The sequence below is a fragment of the Novosphingobium sp. TCA1 genome, assembly GCF_009811895.1.
Lineage (GTDB): Bacteria > Pseudomonadota > Alphaproteobacteria > Sphingomonadales > Sphingomonadaceae > Novosphingobium > Novosphingobium panipatense_A.
The window spans coordinates 25,788-42,184 of sequence record NZ_BLJH01000033.1; the positions used below are offsets into that span (position 1 = coordinate 25,788).

Consider the following 16,397-nt stretch of genomic DNA (forward strand, 5'->3'; position numbering starts at 1 on the left):
AAGCCGGACGGCGGCAAGACCGATCCGGACAAGGAGAGTTACATGTTCATTCGCAACACCTGGTACGTCGCCGCCTTCGCCGCCGAGATCGAGCCCGGCAAGACCCTGGCGCGGCGGTTTCTGAATGAACCGGTCGTCCTCTTCCGCACCTCGGACGGCCAGATCGCGGCGCTGGAGGACCGGTGCAGCCACCGCGCCATGCCGCTGAGCGCGGGCCATGTCGAAGGGGACGTGATCCGCTGCTGCTACCACGGCGTCGAATTCAACCGGCTGGGCGCCTGCACGCGCATCCCCAACCAGACCCGCATCCCGCCCTCGGCCAATGTCCGCCACTATCCGGTGCTGGAAAAGGATCACCTGATCTGGATCTGGATGGGCGATGAGGCGCTGGCCGATCCCGCCACCGTGATCGACAGTCCCGAGCACAACGATCCGGCCTGGACCTGGAGGCCCTACAACTTCCACGTGAAGGCCGACTGGCAACTCATCATCGACAACATCATGGACCTGACGCACGTCCCGTACATCCATGCGCGCACCATCGGCGGCAATCCGGAACAGCATTACGGCGCCGATACCAAGGTGGAGTTCGACGGCAACAAGGTCACGCTGCTGCGCAAGATGCCCAACTCCGTCCCGCCGCGCTCCTACATCGATGCCGGCGGCTTCAAGGGCAGGGTGGACCGCTGGCAGGAAGTGCGCTTCGAACCGCGCGTGGGCATGACCTGCCGCGTCAATGCCGGAGGCTGCGATGTCGGGACCGGGGCCTACGAAGGCAGGCGCGACAACGGCTTCATGCTCGCCAACAACCACTTCATCACGCCGGAGACGGACAAGACCAGCCACTATCTCTGGACCATCTGCACGACCGCCTCGAAGGAAAGCGGCGTGCCGGAGGTGCTGTTCGACCAGTTCTTCGACACCATTACCGAGGACGAGGAAACGCTTCAGGCGCAGCAGCTGCGCATCGACGACAATCCGGGCCGTCCTTTCGTGGGCATCGCCAGCGACGGCGCGGTCAATCAGGCCCGCCGCGTCCTGAGCAACCTTTTCGAGGCGGAACAGGGCGAACTCGTCGCCGCCGAGTAAATGCCCGCCGAGATAAGCGAAACCCGGATCGGCACCCGCAGAGGGGTGCCGATCTGGCTGCTCGGATCGATGACGCTGAGCGGTACGCTCGGCATCCATATCTTCACGCCCGCGCTGGTGGTCGCCGCACAGGCCTTCGGTGCCCGCAACGCCGAACTGCAACTCGGCATCAGCCTCTACGTCTGGGGGCTCGCCTTCGGGCAGCTGGTACATGGCCCGCTGTCCGACCGCTTCGGGCGGCGGCCGGTCCTGATCGGCGGTAGCGCCGTCTTCACCCTGGCGAGCCTTATCGCGGCGACGGCGTTTTCGGCGAGCTTCTTCAACGTGTGCCGGTTCGCGCAGGCGCTGGGCGGCAGCGCGGGGATGGTGATCGCCCGGACCATCGTGCGCGACGTGAGCACGGAGCAGGGCTCGACCGGCGGCCTCGCCAGGCTCAACCTGATGATTCTGGTCGGGCCGGGGCTGGGGCCGATGATCGGCGGCTTTCTGGTCACGCATGGAGGATGGCAGTCGATCCTGATCCTGCTGGCGCTATCGGGCGCGCTCAACACCGCCGCGATCGTCTCGCTCCTGCCGGAAACCGGCACGCCGCGTGCGGCAACGACACGGGGCGTGCTGGGGAACTATGCGCGGCTGGTAACTTCGGGCCATTTCGCCGCCTATGCCATTGGCGGTGGCTGCGTCACCACCGGCTGGTACGCCTTCCTCAGCGCTGCCCCGCTCATCTACCAGCAGCGCTTCGGACTGACGCCCGATGCCAGCGGCGTGCATCTCGGCGTGGTGTTGGCCGGAGCCTGGGTCGGCAGCTTTACGGCCTCGCGGCTGAGTCACTACTGGGCGGCGCCTCGAATGCTGGCTTTAGGATGCCGGCTGTCGCTTGGCGCGGCCTTCGGGTTGCTGGCGGCATTCCTTTCGGGCCTTGCCAGCCCGATCCTCGTGACGGGCCTGATGTTCCTCTTCACCTGCGGCGTCGGTCTTGCCGGACCGGCGGCGCTGGCGTTGGCGACCTCCGTCGATCCCGCCGCCTTCGGCTCGGCTTCGGGGCTCTATGGCGCGATCCAGATGGCCGTCGGCGCGCTGGCGGCGGCAGGGGCAAGCTTCGGCGGCGACGGGACGATGACGGCGATCGCGATCCTGATCGGCTGCGAGATCGCCGCGCTGTGCCTTTTCGCAGGCCGGGCGCGCCGCATTGCGAAGGTTCCCTTGCCGTGCTCTAGACATGCCCATGAAGATGCGTGAGCTTGAACAACGCACCGGCGTGCACCGGGAGGTCATCCGCCTCTACTTGCGCAGCGGCGTCATCCCCGAGCCAGATCGGCCCAAGCGCACGGTTGCGATCTACCGCGAGGATCACGTCCAGGCGATAGCCACGGTCCGCAAGCTCCAGCACGAAAGCCGCCTCACCCTGCCGCAGATCAAGGCGCTGATGGAGGGCGGCGGCCAGCAGCCCCGCGTCGACACCAGCGCGCTGGACCAGCTGGAGCAACTCGTGGCGCACCGCGCGGGCGAGGACCAGGGGCCGGTTCCGGTCGCCTCGCTGCTCGAAAGCTATCCCTCTGCGGCCGAGGACGCTCGCATACTTGCCGGGATCGGGGTGCTCACGATCGTCGAGACGCCGGACGGCGATGCCCTATCCATTTCCGATGCGCAGATGCTCCGCATCTGGGGGGACATGCGCAAGGCCGGGTTCGACGCGCATCTGGACTATACCCCCGAAGTGTTGGGCTTCTACGTCGAGGCGGCGGACTTCGTCGGCAAGTGGGAAGCCACGACTTTCCTCGAACGCGTGACCGGGCGGGTGGAAGTGGGCGAGGCGGCCGATCTCGTCGAGCAGGCGCTGCCGCTGATGCTCGATTTCTTCGGCGTCCTGCGTCAGCGCGCGTTCTTCCGCCACTTCGACGCGATCAGGGGCCACACCGAGGGCTGAGGCCGGACAGCCCCCGAGGGTCGTCCGGCCCATGGGGCTACATCGTCAGGACCGCCTTGACGCAGCGGCCCGCGTGCTGGTCCGCGACGGCCTCGTTGATCCGGTCGAGCGGATAAGTGCGGATGATCCGGTCGAACGGGAAGTGCCCGGCGGCATGGAGTTCGATCAGGCGGGGCAGGAATTCCTGCGGGTCCGCATTGCCCTCGGTCACACCGCAGACCTTCAGGCCGAGCGAGAGCATGTGCAGGAGGTTGAGCGAGATTGCCGCGTCCGGGCTGCGCGGCACCCCGACCATGGCAAGGCGTCCCAGCACGGCCATGGCGCCGAGGCCATCCTCGATCACCCCCGCAATGCCCGAAGTGTCGAGCATGGCGTCTGCCCCAGGCGGCAGGATGGCGCGAACCTGTTCGGCCAGCGGTCCCGCGGCGGGATCGAGGGCATGGGTCGCGCCAAGATCGAGCGCCATTTCGCGCCGTGAAGCCAGCGGGTCGGAGACGATGATCACGCGCGCCCCGGCCGAGGCGGCAGCCATGACCCCGCTCAGGCCCACCGGACCCGCACCCGTCACCAGCAGGCTTTCTCCCGCCTTGACCTCAAGGGCATTGAGCACCGCCCCGGCCCCGGTCATGATCCCGCAGCCGAGCGGGCCGAGCAGCGCCAGCGGCGCTTCCTTCGGCACTTTCACCAGATTGCGCGCGGCGGCGATGGCATGGGTGGCGAACGAGGATTGCCCGAAGAAATGGCTGCTGACGTCGTGATCGCCGTCCTGGATGCAGGTGCTGCCGTCCATCCGGCGTCCGCCGAAGTTCAGCGCGGCGAAGTCTCGGCAATAGGCGGGTTCCCCGGCGTCGCACTGCGGACAGGCCCGGCAGGCGGCGAAGCCGAGGATGACGCTGTCGCCCACTTGCAGCGTCGTCACTTCCGACCCGACCGCCTCCACGATACCCGCACCCTCATGCCCCAGAACGGCGGGTAGCGGCACCGGCAGGATCTGGTCGCGCACGACGAGATCGGTGTGGCACAGGCCCGTCGCGACGATCTTCACCCGCACTTCATCGGGCCGCAGCCCCGAAAGCCTGAGCGTCTCGACGGCAAAGTCCTCGCCGGGGCGGCGGACCACTGCTGCACGTATTTCCATGGCGCATCTCTCTCCTATTCGATCTTCGCCTCGCCATTCGATTAGCGGGATGGTCCTGCGGCCGATTGGTCTCTTGAGTACCGGAAAACGGCCATTCCTGCCATTTTATCGCTCGAATGGTCTGACCTATATCTACGATTGACCTCGGGGCCTGTCCATAGTTACGTGTTGGCAACACGCAATTTCGGCGGAACCAACCGCCCGAGGGAGAGCCCATGACCGTTTCGCTCGATACCGAGAGCTGCCCCGTCATTCCCGACGATATCGCACGCATCGTGATCTCGCCGAAATCCTATACCGACGACGCGCTGATTTACGGCACCTTCCGCTGGCTGCGCGAGAACATGCCGCTGGCCAAGGCGCATGTTCCGGGCTTCGATCCGATCTGGATCGTGACCAAGCACGCGGATATCCGCGAGGCGGAACGCAATTCGAAGCTGTTCCGCAACGCCGATTTCAATCCGGTGCTGAATGACCGCGCCTCGGATGATTTCACCCGCTCGATCAACGGCGGATCGACCAAGATCATCTCCTCGCTGACTTACATGGACGGCAAGGAGCACGCTTCCTACCGCAACCTCACCTCGAACTGGTTCCTGCCCGGCCGGGTCAGCCAGCTGGAGGAGCAGGTGCGCCGACTCGCGCGCCAGTCGGTCGACAACCTGCTGAGCTTCGACGGCGAATGCGATTTCGTGCGCGACTTCGCGCTGCACTATCCGCTCCGTGTCATCATGACGCTGTTCGGCGTTCCGCCCGAGGACGAGCCGCGCATGCTCAAGCTGACGCAGGAGTTCTTCGGCGTCCACGATCCCGAGGAGCAGCGTCCCGAGATGGTCGCCGATCCGGTGGTCGGGGCGAAGATGTGGGCTGCCGCGCTGGAGGATTTCTACGACTACTTCGACGACCTCAGCGCCAAACGCCGCGCCGAGCCGACTGACGATCTGCTTTCGCTGATCGCCAATTCCCGCATCAACGGCGAGCCGATCCCGCGCGCCGAGGCCAACGGTTATTACGTCGCCATCGCCACCGCCGGGCACGACACCACCTCGTCCTCGACGGCGGGAGGTCTGCACGGCATGATCGTCAATCCGGAGAACTTCGCCAAGGTCAAGGAGGACCCCGGCCTGATCCCCGGACTGGTGGACGAGGCGATCCGCTGGACCAGCCCGGTCAAGCACTTCATGCGCAATGCGGCGGAGGATACCGTGCTGCGCGGGCAGTCGATCAAGGCGATGGACCGCCTGATGATGTGCTACCCCTCCGGCAACCGCGATACCGACGTCTTCGTCGATCCCGACCGTTTCGACATCACGCGCTCGCCCAACCAGCACGTGGCCTTCGGATTCGGGCCGCACATGTGCCTCGGCCAGCATCTCGCCAAGCTGGAGATGCGTGTGTTGTTCCAGGAGCTGCTGCCCCATCTAAAGTCCGTCGAGCTCGCGGGCGAACCGCGTCTGGTCGAGACCAACTTCGTCGGCGGCTACAAGTCGCTGCCGATCCGCTTCGTCAAGAACTGAGGAGTACCGACCCGGCGTGGGATCGGGCCGAGACAAGAACAGTCCGACGCAAAAGCGCGGACATCACGGGAGAGGTAAAACCATGAATCGCAATATCTTGCTGATGGCAGGGGCATCTTTGCTCGCCATCTCGGCACAGGCCCATGCCCAGGATTCGGCGTCTGCCGGGGGCATCCAGGAGATCGTGGTAACGGCGCAGAAGCGCTCGGAGGCGATCAACGACGTGCCGCTGTCCATCACCGCCGCTTCCGGCGACAAACTGCGCGATCAGGGCATTACCAATGTCGGTGATCTGGTGAAGATCGTGCCGGGCTTCAACTATACCGAGAGCGCTTACGCCACGCCGGTCTACACGCTGCGCGGCGTCGGCTTCTACGATACCAGCCTGGCCGCGAAGCCCACCGTCAGCATCTACCAGGACCAGGTGCCGCTGCCGTTCTCGATCATGACGCGCGGCGCGACGCTGGATCTCGAGCGGGTGGAAGTGCTGAAAGGCCCGCAGGGCACGCTGTTCGGATCGAACGCGACCGGCGGCGCGATCAACTACATCGCCGCCAAGCCGACTTCCACGTTCAAGGCCGGCATCGATGCAGGCATCCAGAACTTCGGTGAGATCAGCGGGGGCGGCTATGTCAGCGGCCCGATCTCCGATACGCTGACCGCCCGCGTCGCGGTGCGCACCGAGCAGGGCGGCGCATGGCAACGCAGCTATACGCGCGACGACAAGCTGGGGGACCGCAACTTCACCACCGGCCGCCTGCTGGTCGACTTCCAGCCCGCCGACAGCGTGCGTTTCGAACTCAACCTCAACGGCTTCATCGACAAGAGCGACGGGCAGGCAGCGCAACTCATCGGCGTGGTGCCGCTCGGCAATCCGGCGCGGCTCGGCGCGCTTGCCACTTATCCGGTCGCGCCCGCCAACAACCGCGATGCCGACTGGACGCCGGAACAGGCCCCGAGGCGCGACGACTGGTTCTATCAAGCCTCGCTGCGCGGCGACGTGGACCTCAACGACGATATCACGCTGACCTCGATCACCAGTTTTTCCAAGTATCACAACGATGCCGATATCGACCCGGACGGCGTCGCGCTGCGAGACTACTTCTACAACACCACCGGCAAGATTACCGCACTGTCCGAAGAACTTCGCCTGCAAGGGAGGACCGGCGGCCTCACCTGGATCGTCGGTGCCAATTACGCGCGTGAAAAGACCTATCAGCAGGATGACGCCGGCCCTTACGACCAGTCGACTTCGGCCTACAACTTCGTCGATGCCGGGCTGGGCGTGCCGTTCTTCGTCTATAGCCAGTATGCGCGGCAGAAGTTCGTCAACAAGGCGGTCTTCGCCAATCTCGATTACGACATCGGCGAGATGATCACGCTCCACGGCGGCATTCGCTACACCGACACCAAAATCGACTTTGCCGGATGCACCGCCGACCGCGGTTTCGCACTGGGACAGGGCATCCAGAACCTGCTCAACGCGATACGCGGCGGTGCCGGGCTGGATCCGATCTCGATCGCACCCGGCGCCTGTGTGACCATCGATGCCTCCACGCTGACGGCGGTGGAGGTGCAGAACAGCCTGAACGAGGATAACGTGTCCTGGCGCGCGGGCGTGGACTTCAAGCCCTCGAAGGACACGCTGCTCTATGCCTCGGTCAGCAAGGGCTACAAGTCGGGCAGTTTCCCTTTGCTCTCGGCCAGCGACGCCAACCAGTTCGCGCCGGTCAAGCAGGAGTCGGTAACGGCCTATGAGATCGGCGCCAAGCTGACGCTGCTCGACAGGACCGCGCAGGTCAACGGCGCGGTGTTCTACTACGATTACAGCAACAAGCAGTTCAAGGGCCGGGTCGTTGCCGATCCTGACATCTTCGGTCCGCTGGAAGCGCTGGTGAACGTGCCCAAGTCGCGCGTGCAGGGCGCCGAAATCCAGCTCGATCTTGCCCCCACGGACGGATTGCGCGTCTCGATCGGGGCGACCTACCTCGATACGAAGATCAAGGGTAGCTTCGTCAACTACGATTCCTACGGCAATCAGGTCGATTTCGGCGGATCGTCGTTCCCTTATACGCCCAAGTACCAGATCGTGATCGACGGGCAGTATGACTGGGCACTGGGCGAAACGATCGGCGCCTTCGTCGGCGGCAACCTCAGTTTCCAGAGCGATACCAAGGCGGTCCTCGGCGACGCGCGCGACACCCCTTCCGAAGAACTGACGCGGATGGGCGGGCTGACCATCGCCGACTATACGCTGATCGACCTGCGCGCCGGGCTCAGCTTCGACGACAAGCGGTACAAGCTGACCGCCTTCGTGCGCAACCTGACCGACAAGTACTACTGGTCCAACGCCACCCGCATCACCGACACGACCGTCCGCTTCGCCGGTCGGCCCCGCACGTATGGCCTGACCGTGTCGGCCAGCTTCTGAAGCTCCTCCCCATGAGCCGCGCCGGGATTTCGAACCCGGCGCGGCTCCTTTTTGCGTTTTCACTGGAGAGACCGAGATGAATGCACCCCCGACTTTAGCGGCGACTTTCGCTGCGACCCGCCATGGCGAACCCGGCCACGAGGTGGACCTGCCGGTCACGCGGATGCTGATCGGCGGCGCGCGCTGCGAAGCGGAAAGCGGTGAGCGGATCGACGTGGAAGACCCGGCCACCGGCAAGGTCTTCGCCAGCGTACCGGCGGGCAGCGCGGCCGATGTGGACCGTGCCGTCGCGCGGGCGCGCAAGGCATTCGAAAGCGCCGAATGGTCGCGCATGCGGCCGCTCGACCGGGGCCGCATCATCGAGGCGATCGCCCGCAAGGTGGAGGAGCACGCCCACGAACTGGCACTGCTGGAAAGCTACGACAACGGCAAGACCTATCATCACGCGCTGGCGGTGGACGTACCTTCGGCTGTCGACATCTTCCGCTACATGGCCGGCTGGGCCTCCAAAATCGGCGGACAGGTCAACCCGTTCTCGGGCGATGGGCGGCAGTACCATTCCTACACAGTTCGCGAACCGATTGGCGTCGTCGGCCAGATCGTGCCGTGGAACTATCCGCTGGCGATGGCGGCATGGAAGATCGCGCCTGCGCTTGCCGCCGGTTGCACGATCGTCCTGAAGCCGTCCGAAGTGACTCCGCTGACGGCGCTGCGGCTTGCCGAACTGGCGCTGGAAGCCGGTCTGCCGGAAGGTGTGCTCAACGTCGTCACCGGCTACGGCCACGAAGCGGGACAGGCGCTGGTCGAGCATCCCGGCATCGACAAGATCGCCTTCACCGGATCGACGCGCGTGGGCAAGCAGATCGTCCAGACCGCCGCGCAGGACCTGAAGCGCGTCACGCTGGAACTGGGCGGCAAGTCGCCCTCGCTGGTGTTTGCCGATGCTGACCTCGACGCAGCGGCCATGGGGGCTGCGCTGGCGGTGTTCTTCAATTCCGGACAGGTTTGCCTCGCAGCCTCGCGCCTCTATGTCGAGCGCTCGGTGTTCGACCGCGTGGTCGAAGGGGTGGCCAAGGCGGCGGCGGGCTTCAAGCTAGGCCATGGCCGCGATCCGGATGCCATGCTCGGGCCGCTCGTCTCGCGCGGGCAGCAGAGCCGGGTGCTGGACTATATCGAACAGGGCAAGCAGGCCGGTGCGGAACTGGTCTTCGGCGGTGGCACGGGTGGCCGGGAAGGTTATTTCGTGGAACCAACGATCTTTGCCAATCCCGACCCGGACGCCAGCATCGTGCGCGAGGAAATCTTCGGCCCGGTGCTGGTGGCAACGCCGTTCGACGATGTCGATGAGGTGGTTCGGGCCGCAAACGATACGCGCTACGGCCTTGCCGCCAATATCTGGACGCGCGACATTTCACGTGCCCACCTGACGGCGCGACAACTTCAGGCAGGTGTCGTTTGGGTCAACACGCACGGCATGAACGACCCTTCCGCACCGTTTGGTGGCGTGAAGGAGTCCGGATGGGGACGAGAGGTCGGAGAAGAGGGCGTTCTTCATTATACGGAGAGCAAGACAGTGACGGTCTTGCTGGATTCCTGAACCCCTCACCATTTCGCTGAGGGAACTGCGGGCGTTCCGACGTTTCCCTCGGTAGTTTTTCAAGAACGCCTTCGGAGTGTCGCCGGGGCTCTTTGATGCGGAGCTCGTCCTGGAAAGACAAGGGGTCGGGAGGCTTGGGTTCCAGCGGCCTGAGATCGACCTTTCTCCGCTTGAGCGATTGATTTTCAAAGTGCTAAATCGCCTATTCTTGCCAAGGCCTGCCTGTCGACGGCGGTTTAGTGACTCGCAGGATTGGCTAACTCTCGAGCATTCAGGTCAACCCATTGTTGGGTGAACGTAGGGCATCTGTGGACGCCCCTTCGGATGCAAGCAGTAAATCGGGGTATGTTGGCACGTAGTCGGATGCTGTCATCTGTCCGGCCTCGATGAGCAGCGCCATAAGCTGCGGGCCAGTATGGGAGTTCGCGGACTGGATCCATTACAGGTTTACGCGCTTGGCTAGCGCTCTGCCATTCCCTGGTTCTTCCAGCCCCGTCTCGCCGACTGTTGTGCCATACCCTCCTTCGACCGCCTACGTCCCCGACGCCTCTGACCGCAGTCTTGGCTTACGCCGCGACAGCTGTCGGAGCTCTGTAATCTTCCTTCCTGGTGAGCAGTGCCCAGACCATGCGCGCCATCTTGTTGGCGAGCGCTACCGAGACGAGCATGCGCGGCTTGCGCGCCAGCATCCGCTCAAGCCACGATCCGGCAGACGCGCCAAATCGGCATGCCTGGCGTACCATTGAGCTGCCGCCGATGATCAGTAGTCGTCTGATCGTCCGCTCGCCCATCTTCGATATGCTGCCGAGCCGCTGTTTGCCGCCGGTCGAGTGCTGACGGGGGGCGAGGCCAAGCCAAGCCGCGAAGTCGCGGCCCTTACGGAACGTCTCGACCGGCGGGGCCAGCGCGATGATGGCGGTCGCCGCGATTGGACCGATCCCCGGAATGGTCATTAGCCGCCTGGCTGCTTCATCCTCCTTGGCACGCCGTGCGATCTCACGGTCCAGCACGGCAACCTGCTTGTCGAGATTCGGCCAGCATGTCGACCATGAGCTTGAACATGGGCCGTGCCGCTGTAGGCAGACTTGAAGTCATTTCCTCATCCTCGAGCAGGTCGGCGAGCATTGTCATATGCGCTGTGCCGCGCGGTGCTACCCAACCATACTCCGCTAGGTGCCCGCGGATGGCTTGATCAGCTGAGTGCGCTGCCGCACAGCTAGGTCACGTGTGCGGAACACGAGCCCTGCGGCCTGTTGCTCTTCGCTCTTCACCGCCACGAAGCGCATGCCTGGGCGCTGCGCAGCCTCGGCAATCGCTTCAGCATCAATCGCATCGTTCTTGATCCGCTTCACGAATGGCTTCACGTACGATGGCGGGATCAGCCGCACATCGTGCCCCATTGTCTGCAGCTGACGCGCCCAATGATGGGCGCCACCGCACGCTTCGAGCGCCACCACACAGGCTGGCTGACCGGCGAAGAACTCGAGCAGTTTGCCTCTCGTCAGCCTGCGACTGAAAACCATCGCACCCCGCTCGTCAGCGCCATGCGCATGGAAAACGTTCTTGGCGATATCCAGACCGATTGTGGTAACCTGTGACACGGACGCCTCCTCAGTGGTGCTTCAACACCTCCACTTTGCCATAAAGGCTGTCGGGGGGCGTCCACCCCATCAGGTTTGCAAGGCTGAACTTTGTCCCGCGAATTGCTGCTTAGTCGGCGAACATCTCGAGCCGTACCGGGCAGGGCGCCTACGAAGGATCGCGCCCCCTTTCGGTCATTCAACAGCCAATTTGTGGCGTCCAACAGGTGACGCTCTGTATTTCCGTCTCGAATGCCCTTGCCTCTTGAAGCCCCGGACTTGCTTGCGCAAATGTAGGTGGCGTTGATGGCACCCTTGCGCGAAAAGATAGCAAGCGGAGCATGGGAGAATTTCGTGGAACTGGAAGAAAGGGGCCGCAGCACACAGGATCGTAGAATTGCGCTGCTTATCGATGCCGACAATGTGCCGCACGGCAAGATCGCCGAAATGCTGGCGGAGCTATCCAAGTACGGGACCGCGAACATACGACGCGCCTATGGGGATTGGGCGAGCGCAGGCCTGAAGAACTGGAAAGACAAGTTGCATGACTTCGCGATCCGTCCGGTCCAGCAGTTCAGCTATTCCACGGGCAAGAATGCCACGGACATAGCGCTGGTGATCGACGCCATGGAGCTGCTCTACACGCAGAAACTCGATGCCTTCTGCATCGCTTCAAGCGATGCAGATTTCACGCCGCTAGTGATGCAGCTGCGAGCAAACGGGCATGAAGTGTATGGTTTCGGCGAGCGAAAGACGCCATCTCCGTTCGTGAACGCCTGCACCGCGTTTCTCTACCTCGATACGCTGGGCGAACCCGTCATTGCAGCCGCCCCCATGGCAGCAGCCGCGAAACCGAAGGACACGGCAAAATCAGATGGCAAAGGTCCGGCCGTGCCTGCCCCGAAGGCAGTGCCCAAGGCGCTGCCGCAGGACACCAAGCTCGTCACCGTGTTGCGCGGGGCAGTCGAGGCCACCGCCCGCGAAGACGGTTGGGCCCACATGGCGGCGGCGGGCCTTGCTGCCCGAAGGCAGGCTCCGATCGACCCACGCAATTTCGGCGTCAGGAACTTTACGGCGCTGTTCGAAGCGACAGGATTGTTCGAGGTGGTGCGCATTGAGAATGGTAACCGTCCGATTGGGACCGCCTGCCTGATGGCGCGATAATCTCTTAAGAGACGGTCATAGCGACGTCGCTAACGACGTTTCTTGATCGGGGATTGCGATGAGGGTGGAGATACTGGGTCAGGAACGTCGGCGCCGGTGGACCGATCAGCAGCGGCTGGAGATCATCAGTGCCGTTGGCGTGAATGGCGCGACACTGACAGAGGTGGCGCAGCGCCACGATGTAACCCGACAACAGATTTATACTTGGCGGTATGATTTGAAGAAACGCGGGCTCTTGGGAGCCGCCCCCGAGCCTGTCTTTCTCCCCCTGGACTTGCCTGCCGTTCGAGCCCCTGAAGTTGCTTACGACCTTGGCCCAGGCGCGACGTCCATGGTTGAGCTGCGCCTGACGAAAGCCCGGACTTTGCGCTTTGGAAGCGACATTCAGGCCATCGCCCTGACCCGGCTCATCCGCTGCGTGGAGGCAGCGTGATCGGCCCGGGAACTGGCGTGCGAGTTTATCTGGCCTGCGGCGTCACTGATATGCGAAAAGGCATCTCTGGCCTTGGTCAGCTGGCCCAGACGGTGCTGCGACAGAAACCGACAAGCGGCGCGGTGTTCGCTTTTCGAGGACGTCGCGGCGACAGGATGAAGCTGTTGTACTGGGATGGGCAGGGATTTTGCCTGTACTACAAGATCTTGCAGCGTGGCCGTTTTCCTTGGCCCTCTGCGGCGGATGGGACGGCGCGGCTGACCTCGGCCCAGCTCGCAATGCTCTGGGAAGGCATCGACTGGAGGCGTCCAAGTTGGGGCGCGCCGCCTTCCCATGTGGGCTGATTTTTGGTCCTGAATCTACCTGTTTTCATGGATATTCCTGCCGCTGGCTGGTAAGCAGGATCATGCTGAGCGCGGCGCAAGATCTTCCCGAAGACCCAGCTTTGCTGAAGGCGATAATCGCCGACTTGCAGGCGGAAAACGCGAAGTTGACGGCAACGGTCCGCGCACATGATCTGGTGGTGCAGGCCCTGCGTCTGCGCATTGTCAAACTGAAGAAACAGGCCTTCGGCAAGTCCTCGGAAAAGATCGAGCGCGAGATCGAACAGTTGGAACTGGCGCTGGAAGATATTCTGGTTGCCGCGGCACAGACCGTCGCATTGCCGAGTGATGCAGAAGATGAGGGCACTGCGCATGCGGCAAGTGCCCGAGCCATGGTCCGACGCCCGCGCATTGCGCCCGACACCCCTCATGAGCGAAAAGAACTCGACCCGGGCAGCGCTTGTCCCGATTGCGGGGGCGAGTTACGCCTCGTCGGCGAGGACGTGAGCGAAATCCTCGAGATGATCACAGCCAAGCTGAAGGTGATCGAGGTAGCGCGGCCGAAGAAGTCCTGCCGCTGCTGTGAGAAAATGGTGCAGGTGCCGGCTCCGAGCCGCCCGATCCCCGGCAGCATGGCCGGAAGCAGCCTGCTTGCCTACGTGCTCGTCTCAAAGTTCGACGATCACTTGCCGCTGTACCGGCAGAACGAAATCCTTACCCGCATGGGCGCTGACATTCCCCGCAGCACGCTGGCTGACTGGTGCGGCAAGGCGATGCGAACCCTGCAGCCCCTGATCGAGCGTATTGAGGCATCGGTCCTGGCCAGCACCGTTATCCACGCCGATGATACACCGATCCAAGTGCTGGATCACACAAGGCGGGCCAAGGGCCTCGGTAAGGGCGTGAAGCAAGGCAGGATCTGGGGTTATGTCTGCGATCAGCGCCCGTGGAACGGGCCGGCACCGCCGGGTGTGGTCTATCGCTTTGCCCCCAACTGGAAGGCGGAGCACGTGCAAAACCACCTTTGCAATGCGAGCGGCATTCTCCAGGCCGACGCCTACAAGGGATATGCGAAGCTCTATGAGCCCGGCGCAGACGGCGAACCGCGCTTCCGGGAAGCTGCCTGCTTCGCCCATTGGCGGCGTGACTTCCACGACATCTGGAAAGCGAACAAATCACCGATAGCGCGAGAAGCCCTCGATCGCATCGGCCAGTTGTACGACATCGAACGCGAAATCGCCGGGAAACCTGCCGATGTTCGGCGCGCCGTCCGCCAGGAGCATAGCAAACCCAAACTCGAGGCGTTGCGCGTCTGGGCTAAGCAGCAACTCACCCGCATCCCCGTCAAGGGCGACCTGGCCAGCGCCATCAGGTATGGCTTGAGTCGCTGGCAGGCATTCTTACTGTTTATCGAAGACGGGCGCGTCGCCATCGATAACAATGCCGCTGAGCGAGCCGTGAGACCTATTGGTCTGGGAAGACGCAACTGGCTCTTCGCGGGCTCCGAAGCAGGCGCTGAAACCCTGGCACGTGCTATGACGCTTATCGAAAGCGCCAAGATGAACGGTCTGGATCCGCAGGCTTACCTTGCCGACGTGCTCGGCCGTATCCACGATCACAAGATCAACCGGATCGAGGAATTGCTGCCTTGGAAATGGGTGCCCTTGGTACCGTTGGCAGAGGTAGCCTGATGGCCACGATCACTCACGTACGCACGCTGGACTATGCTGCCAAAATGCTCGGTGAGGACGTGGAGCTGTTGGAAGCTATCGTCTGGAACGACGACAATCTGACATACGGCAGCATCATCACCGTTTACACTGGCCCGGATGAGACCATTACGGCGCTCACCGACGATGCCCTCGACGAACTGTCAGATATGCTTCGAGAAGCACGTCGCACCACCCAGACCTGGCACGGCTTCCTCGATGACTTCGTTGACGATCCCGAACTCGCCACTCGCTTCAAGGCCCAACCACCGCGGTAACAATCGGACGGTTACTGAGAATGGACAGAGCTTTGTTGCTGATAAGCGCAACAGGGAGCGGACATCGGGGCCGAGCAGATAGAACCTGGGCATCATGTGTGAACCCGTGAGTGGGCTTCTTGGTGGCACAAACGCCCCCCTTCCGGCCCCAACTGCCGCTTACCAATGTCGACCAAATAACGACGTTCGTTCCTGGTAGCGCGAACGGCGCAGTTTGACGAAGGCGGTCACTGGGGCTTTGTGAATCAGCCAGCTACTCCGACCTTTAGCTGAGAGTCTTGTCGGGGCTTCAGCCTGTCGGGTGCCATCCGATCGCTGGGCTTATTGAACTACACGCTCAAGCAGAGCGAACATGGCTCACGCACCGTACTCGATCAATTTGACCATGTGCGTGCGGGTGAGAGGACCATTGAGATCGCACATTGAGTCTTCGGGATACAATACGAAGACTTCGTAGGGTAGGCGCGAATTCAGCCAACGGGCGGCGGAAAATATACCCGTGTCGCCGTTTGATTGTTCCGTAACCCGCTTCTTCATGAATGCGGAGATCTGCGGCTGAGCGTCCTTTAAACTGTTTGCGCGAATTGTCGAAAGAGAAATCTTTCGAACGTCTAGATCATCCCCGCTCGCGACGGTCACGGGAATTTGTAAAGCATATTCCATTTGGATTGTGCCAGCAAACCTCTTGTCAATTTCATCGAGGTTAACCGAAATGGAAAGTGGTGCCTGCATGACCTCGGCCATGTTAATAATCGCTTTGGACTGCAACTTGGAAATAGCATAGCTGACATATCGCCATTTCTCAGAGCCGGAAACGGTACGCTTTATCGTCGTAATAGGAGGGCCATCTGTCGAATACGCATCGGATACCTCAGCAGGAAGCGCTGGGCTCGATTTGCCGTCCATCGGAAACTGAAGGGAAACAGAAACGTCGGATGCTAGTTTATCTCCTGGTTAGATAACATGATTGGAAGCTCCATGAGGACAGAGTTTCCGTGGCATCGCCGGGAAATTATAGCTATGACGTCAATGTCACTCTTAGATGATGCATAATTCCCAAGACCGAAGACGACCTGTGATTTCGCAAGATCCCCAGATGCGGCGGCAATCCGCCGCGCATCACGGATAGCGAGTACGCCGACCGGCAAGCTAACCCGCACTATTCATGAGGCCTCCGCTCCGGGTTGGTCCGAGCATGGTTTGTCGGTCGC

Annotated in this window: 13 protein-coding genes and 1 pseudogene; 11 read left to right on the forward strand and 3 right to left on the reverse strand. The window is 62.7% G+C overall.

Going from position 1 to position 16,397, the window contains the following annotated elements; all coding sequences use genetic code 11:
• Positions 1-42: 42 nt before the first annotated feature.
• The 3 genes from NTCA1_RS23935 to NTCA1_RS23945 are packed head-to-tail and all read left to right on the forward strand — an operon-like array spanning position 43 to position 3,016.
• Entirely contained in the window at positions 43-1,089 is a 1,047-nt protein-coding gene (locus NTCA1_RS23935; RefSeq protein WP_133085271.1) for an aromatic ring-hydroxylating dioxygenase subunit alpha, read from the forward strand.
• Positions 1,090-2,328 (forward strand): Bcr/CflA family efflux MFS transporter, encoded by a 1,239-nt coding sequence (locus NTCA1_RS23940; RefSeq protein WP_133085270.1) that lies wholly within the window; start codon positions 1,090-1,092, stop codon positions 2,326-2,328.
• Positions 2,315-3,016, forward strand: coding sequence for a MerR family transcriptional regulator (locus NTCA1_RS23945; protein WP_236549542.1), 702 nt, complete (start codon positions 2,315-2,317; stop codon positions 3,014-3,016). Before NTCA1_RS23940 ends, NTCA1_RS23945 begins: the two co-directional genes overlap by 14 nt.
• Positions 3,017-3,053: 37 nt before the next feature.
• Here the strand turns inward: NTCA1_RS23945 and NTCA1_RS23950 are convergent, their stop codons facing one another.
• Entirely contained in the window at positions 3,054-4,154 is a 1,101-nt protein-coding gene (locus tag NTCA1_RS23950) for an NAD(P)-dependent alcohol dehydrogenase (RefSeq protein ID WP_133085269.1), read from the reverse strand.
• Positions 4,155-4,369: 215 nt separating this feature from the next.
• On the opposite strand from NTCA1_RS23950, the gene NTCA1_RS23955 reads away from it, so the two are divergent.
• From NTCA1_RS23955 to NTCA1_RS23965, 3 genes are all read left to right on the forward strand, one after another.
• Positions 4,370-5,671, forward strand: coding sequence for a cytochrome P450 (locus tag NTCA1_RS23955; protein WP_133085268.1), 1,302 nt, complete (start codon positions 4,370-4,372; stop codon positions 5,669-5,671).
• An 82-nt stretch (positions 5,672-5,753) separates the two neighbouring features.
• A complete protein-coding gene (locus NTCA1_RS23960) occupies positions 5,754-8,102 on the forward strand; it encodes a TonB-dependent receptor (RefSeq protein WP_201282583.1) in 2,349 nt (782 codons plus the stop codon).
• Positions 8,103-8,265: 163 nt separating this feature from the next.
• A complete protein-coding gene (locus NTCA1_RS23965; protein WP_133085290.1) occupies positions 8,266-9,699 on the forward strand; it encodes an aldehyde dehydrogenase in 1,434 nt (477 codons plus the stop codon).
• Positions 9,700-10,265: 566 nt separating this feature from the next.
• On the opposite strand, the pseudogene NTCA1_RS23970 reads toward NTCA1_RS23965, so the two are convergent.
• Positions 10,266-11,300: pseudogene (locus tag NTCA1_RS23970) on the reverse strand (IS110 family transposase).
• Positions 11,301-11,633: 333 nt separating this feature from the next.
• On the opposite strand from NTCA1_RS23970, the gene NTCA1_RS23975 reads away from it, so the two are divergent.
• The 5 genes from NTCA1_RS23975 (at position 11,634) to NTCA1_RS23995 (ending at position 15,186) form a co-directional block, all read left to right on the forward strand.
• Complete coding sequence (locus NTCA1_RS23975) at positions 11,634-12,443, forward strand: NYN domain-containing protein (protein WP_133085267.1); 810 nt, start codon at positions 11,634-11,636, stop codon at positions 12,441-12,443.
• 58 nt (positions 12,444-12,501) lie between these two features.
• Entirely contained in the window at positions 12,502-12,876 is a 375-nt protein-coding gene (locus NTCA1_RS23980) for a transposase (protein ID WP_133085266.1), read from the forward strand.
• Entirely contained in the window at positions 12,873-13,220 is a 348-nt protein-coding gene (gene tnpB / locus NTCA1_RS23985) for an IS66 family insertion sequence element accessory protein TnpB (RefSeq protein ID WP_255490591.1), read from the forward strand. The genes NTCA1_RS23980 and tnpB overlap by 4 nt, the downstream gene beginning before the upstream one ends.
• 62 nt (positions 13,221-13,282) lie before the next feature.
• Complete coding sequence (locus tag NTCA1_RS23990) at positions 13,283-14,890, forward strand: IS66 family transposase (RefSeq protein ID WP_133085265.1); 1,608 nt, start codon at positions 13,283-13,285, stop codon at positions 14,888-14,890.
• On the forward strand, positions 14,890-15,186 hold the full coding sequence (locus NTCA1_RS23995) for a hypothetical protein (RefSeq protein ID WP_133085264.1): 297 nt from the start codon (positions 14,890-14,892) through the stop codon (positions 15,184-15,186). Before NTCA1_RS23990 ends, NTCA1_RS23995 begins: the two co-directional genes overlap by 1 nt.
• 357 nt (positions 15,187-15,543) lie before the next feature.
• On the opposite strand, the gene NTCA1_RS24000 is transcribed toward NTCA1_RS23995, so the two are convergent.
• A complete protein-coding gene (locus NTCA1_RS24000) occupies positions 15,544-16,092 on the reverse strand; it encodes a hypothetical protein (RefSeq protein WP_133085263.1) in 549 nt (182 codons plus the stop codon).
• Positions 16,093-16,397: the final 305 nt, after the last annotated feature.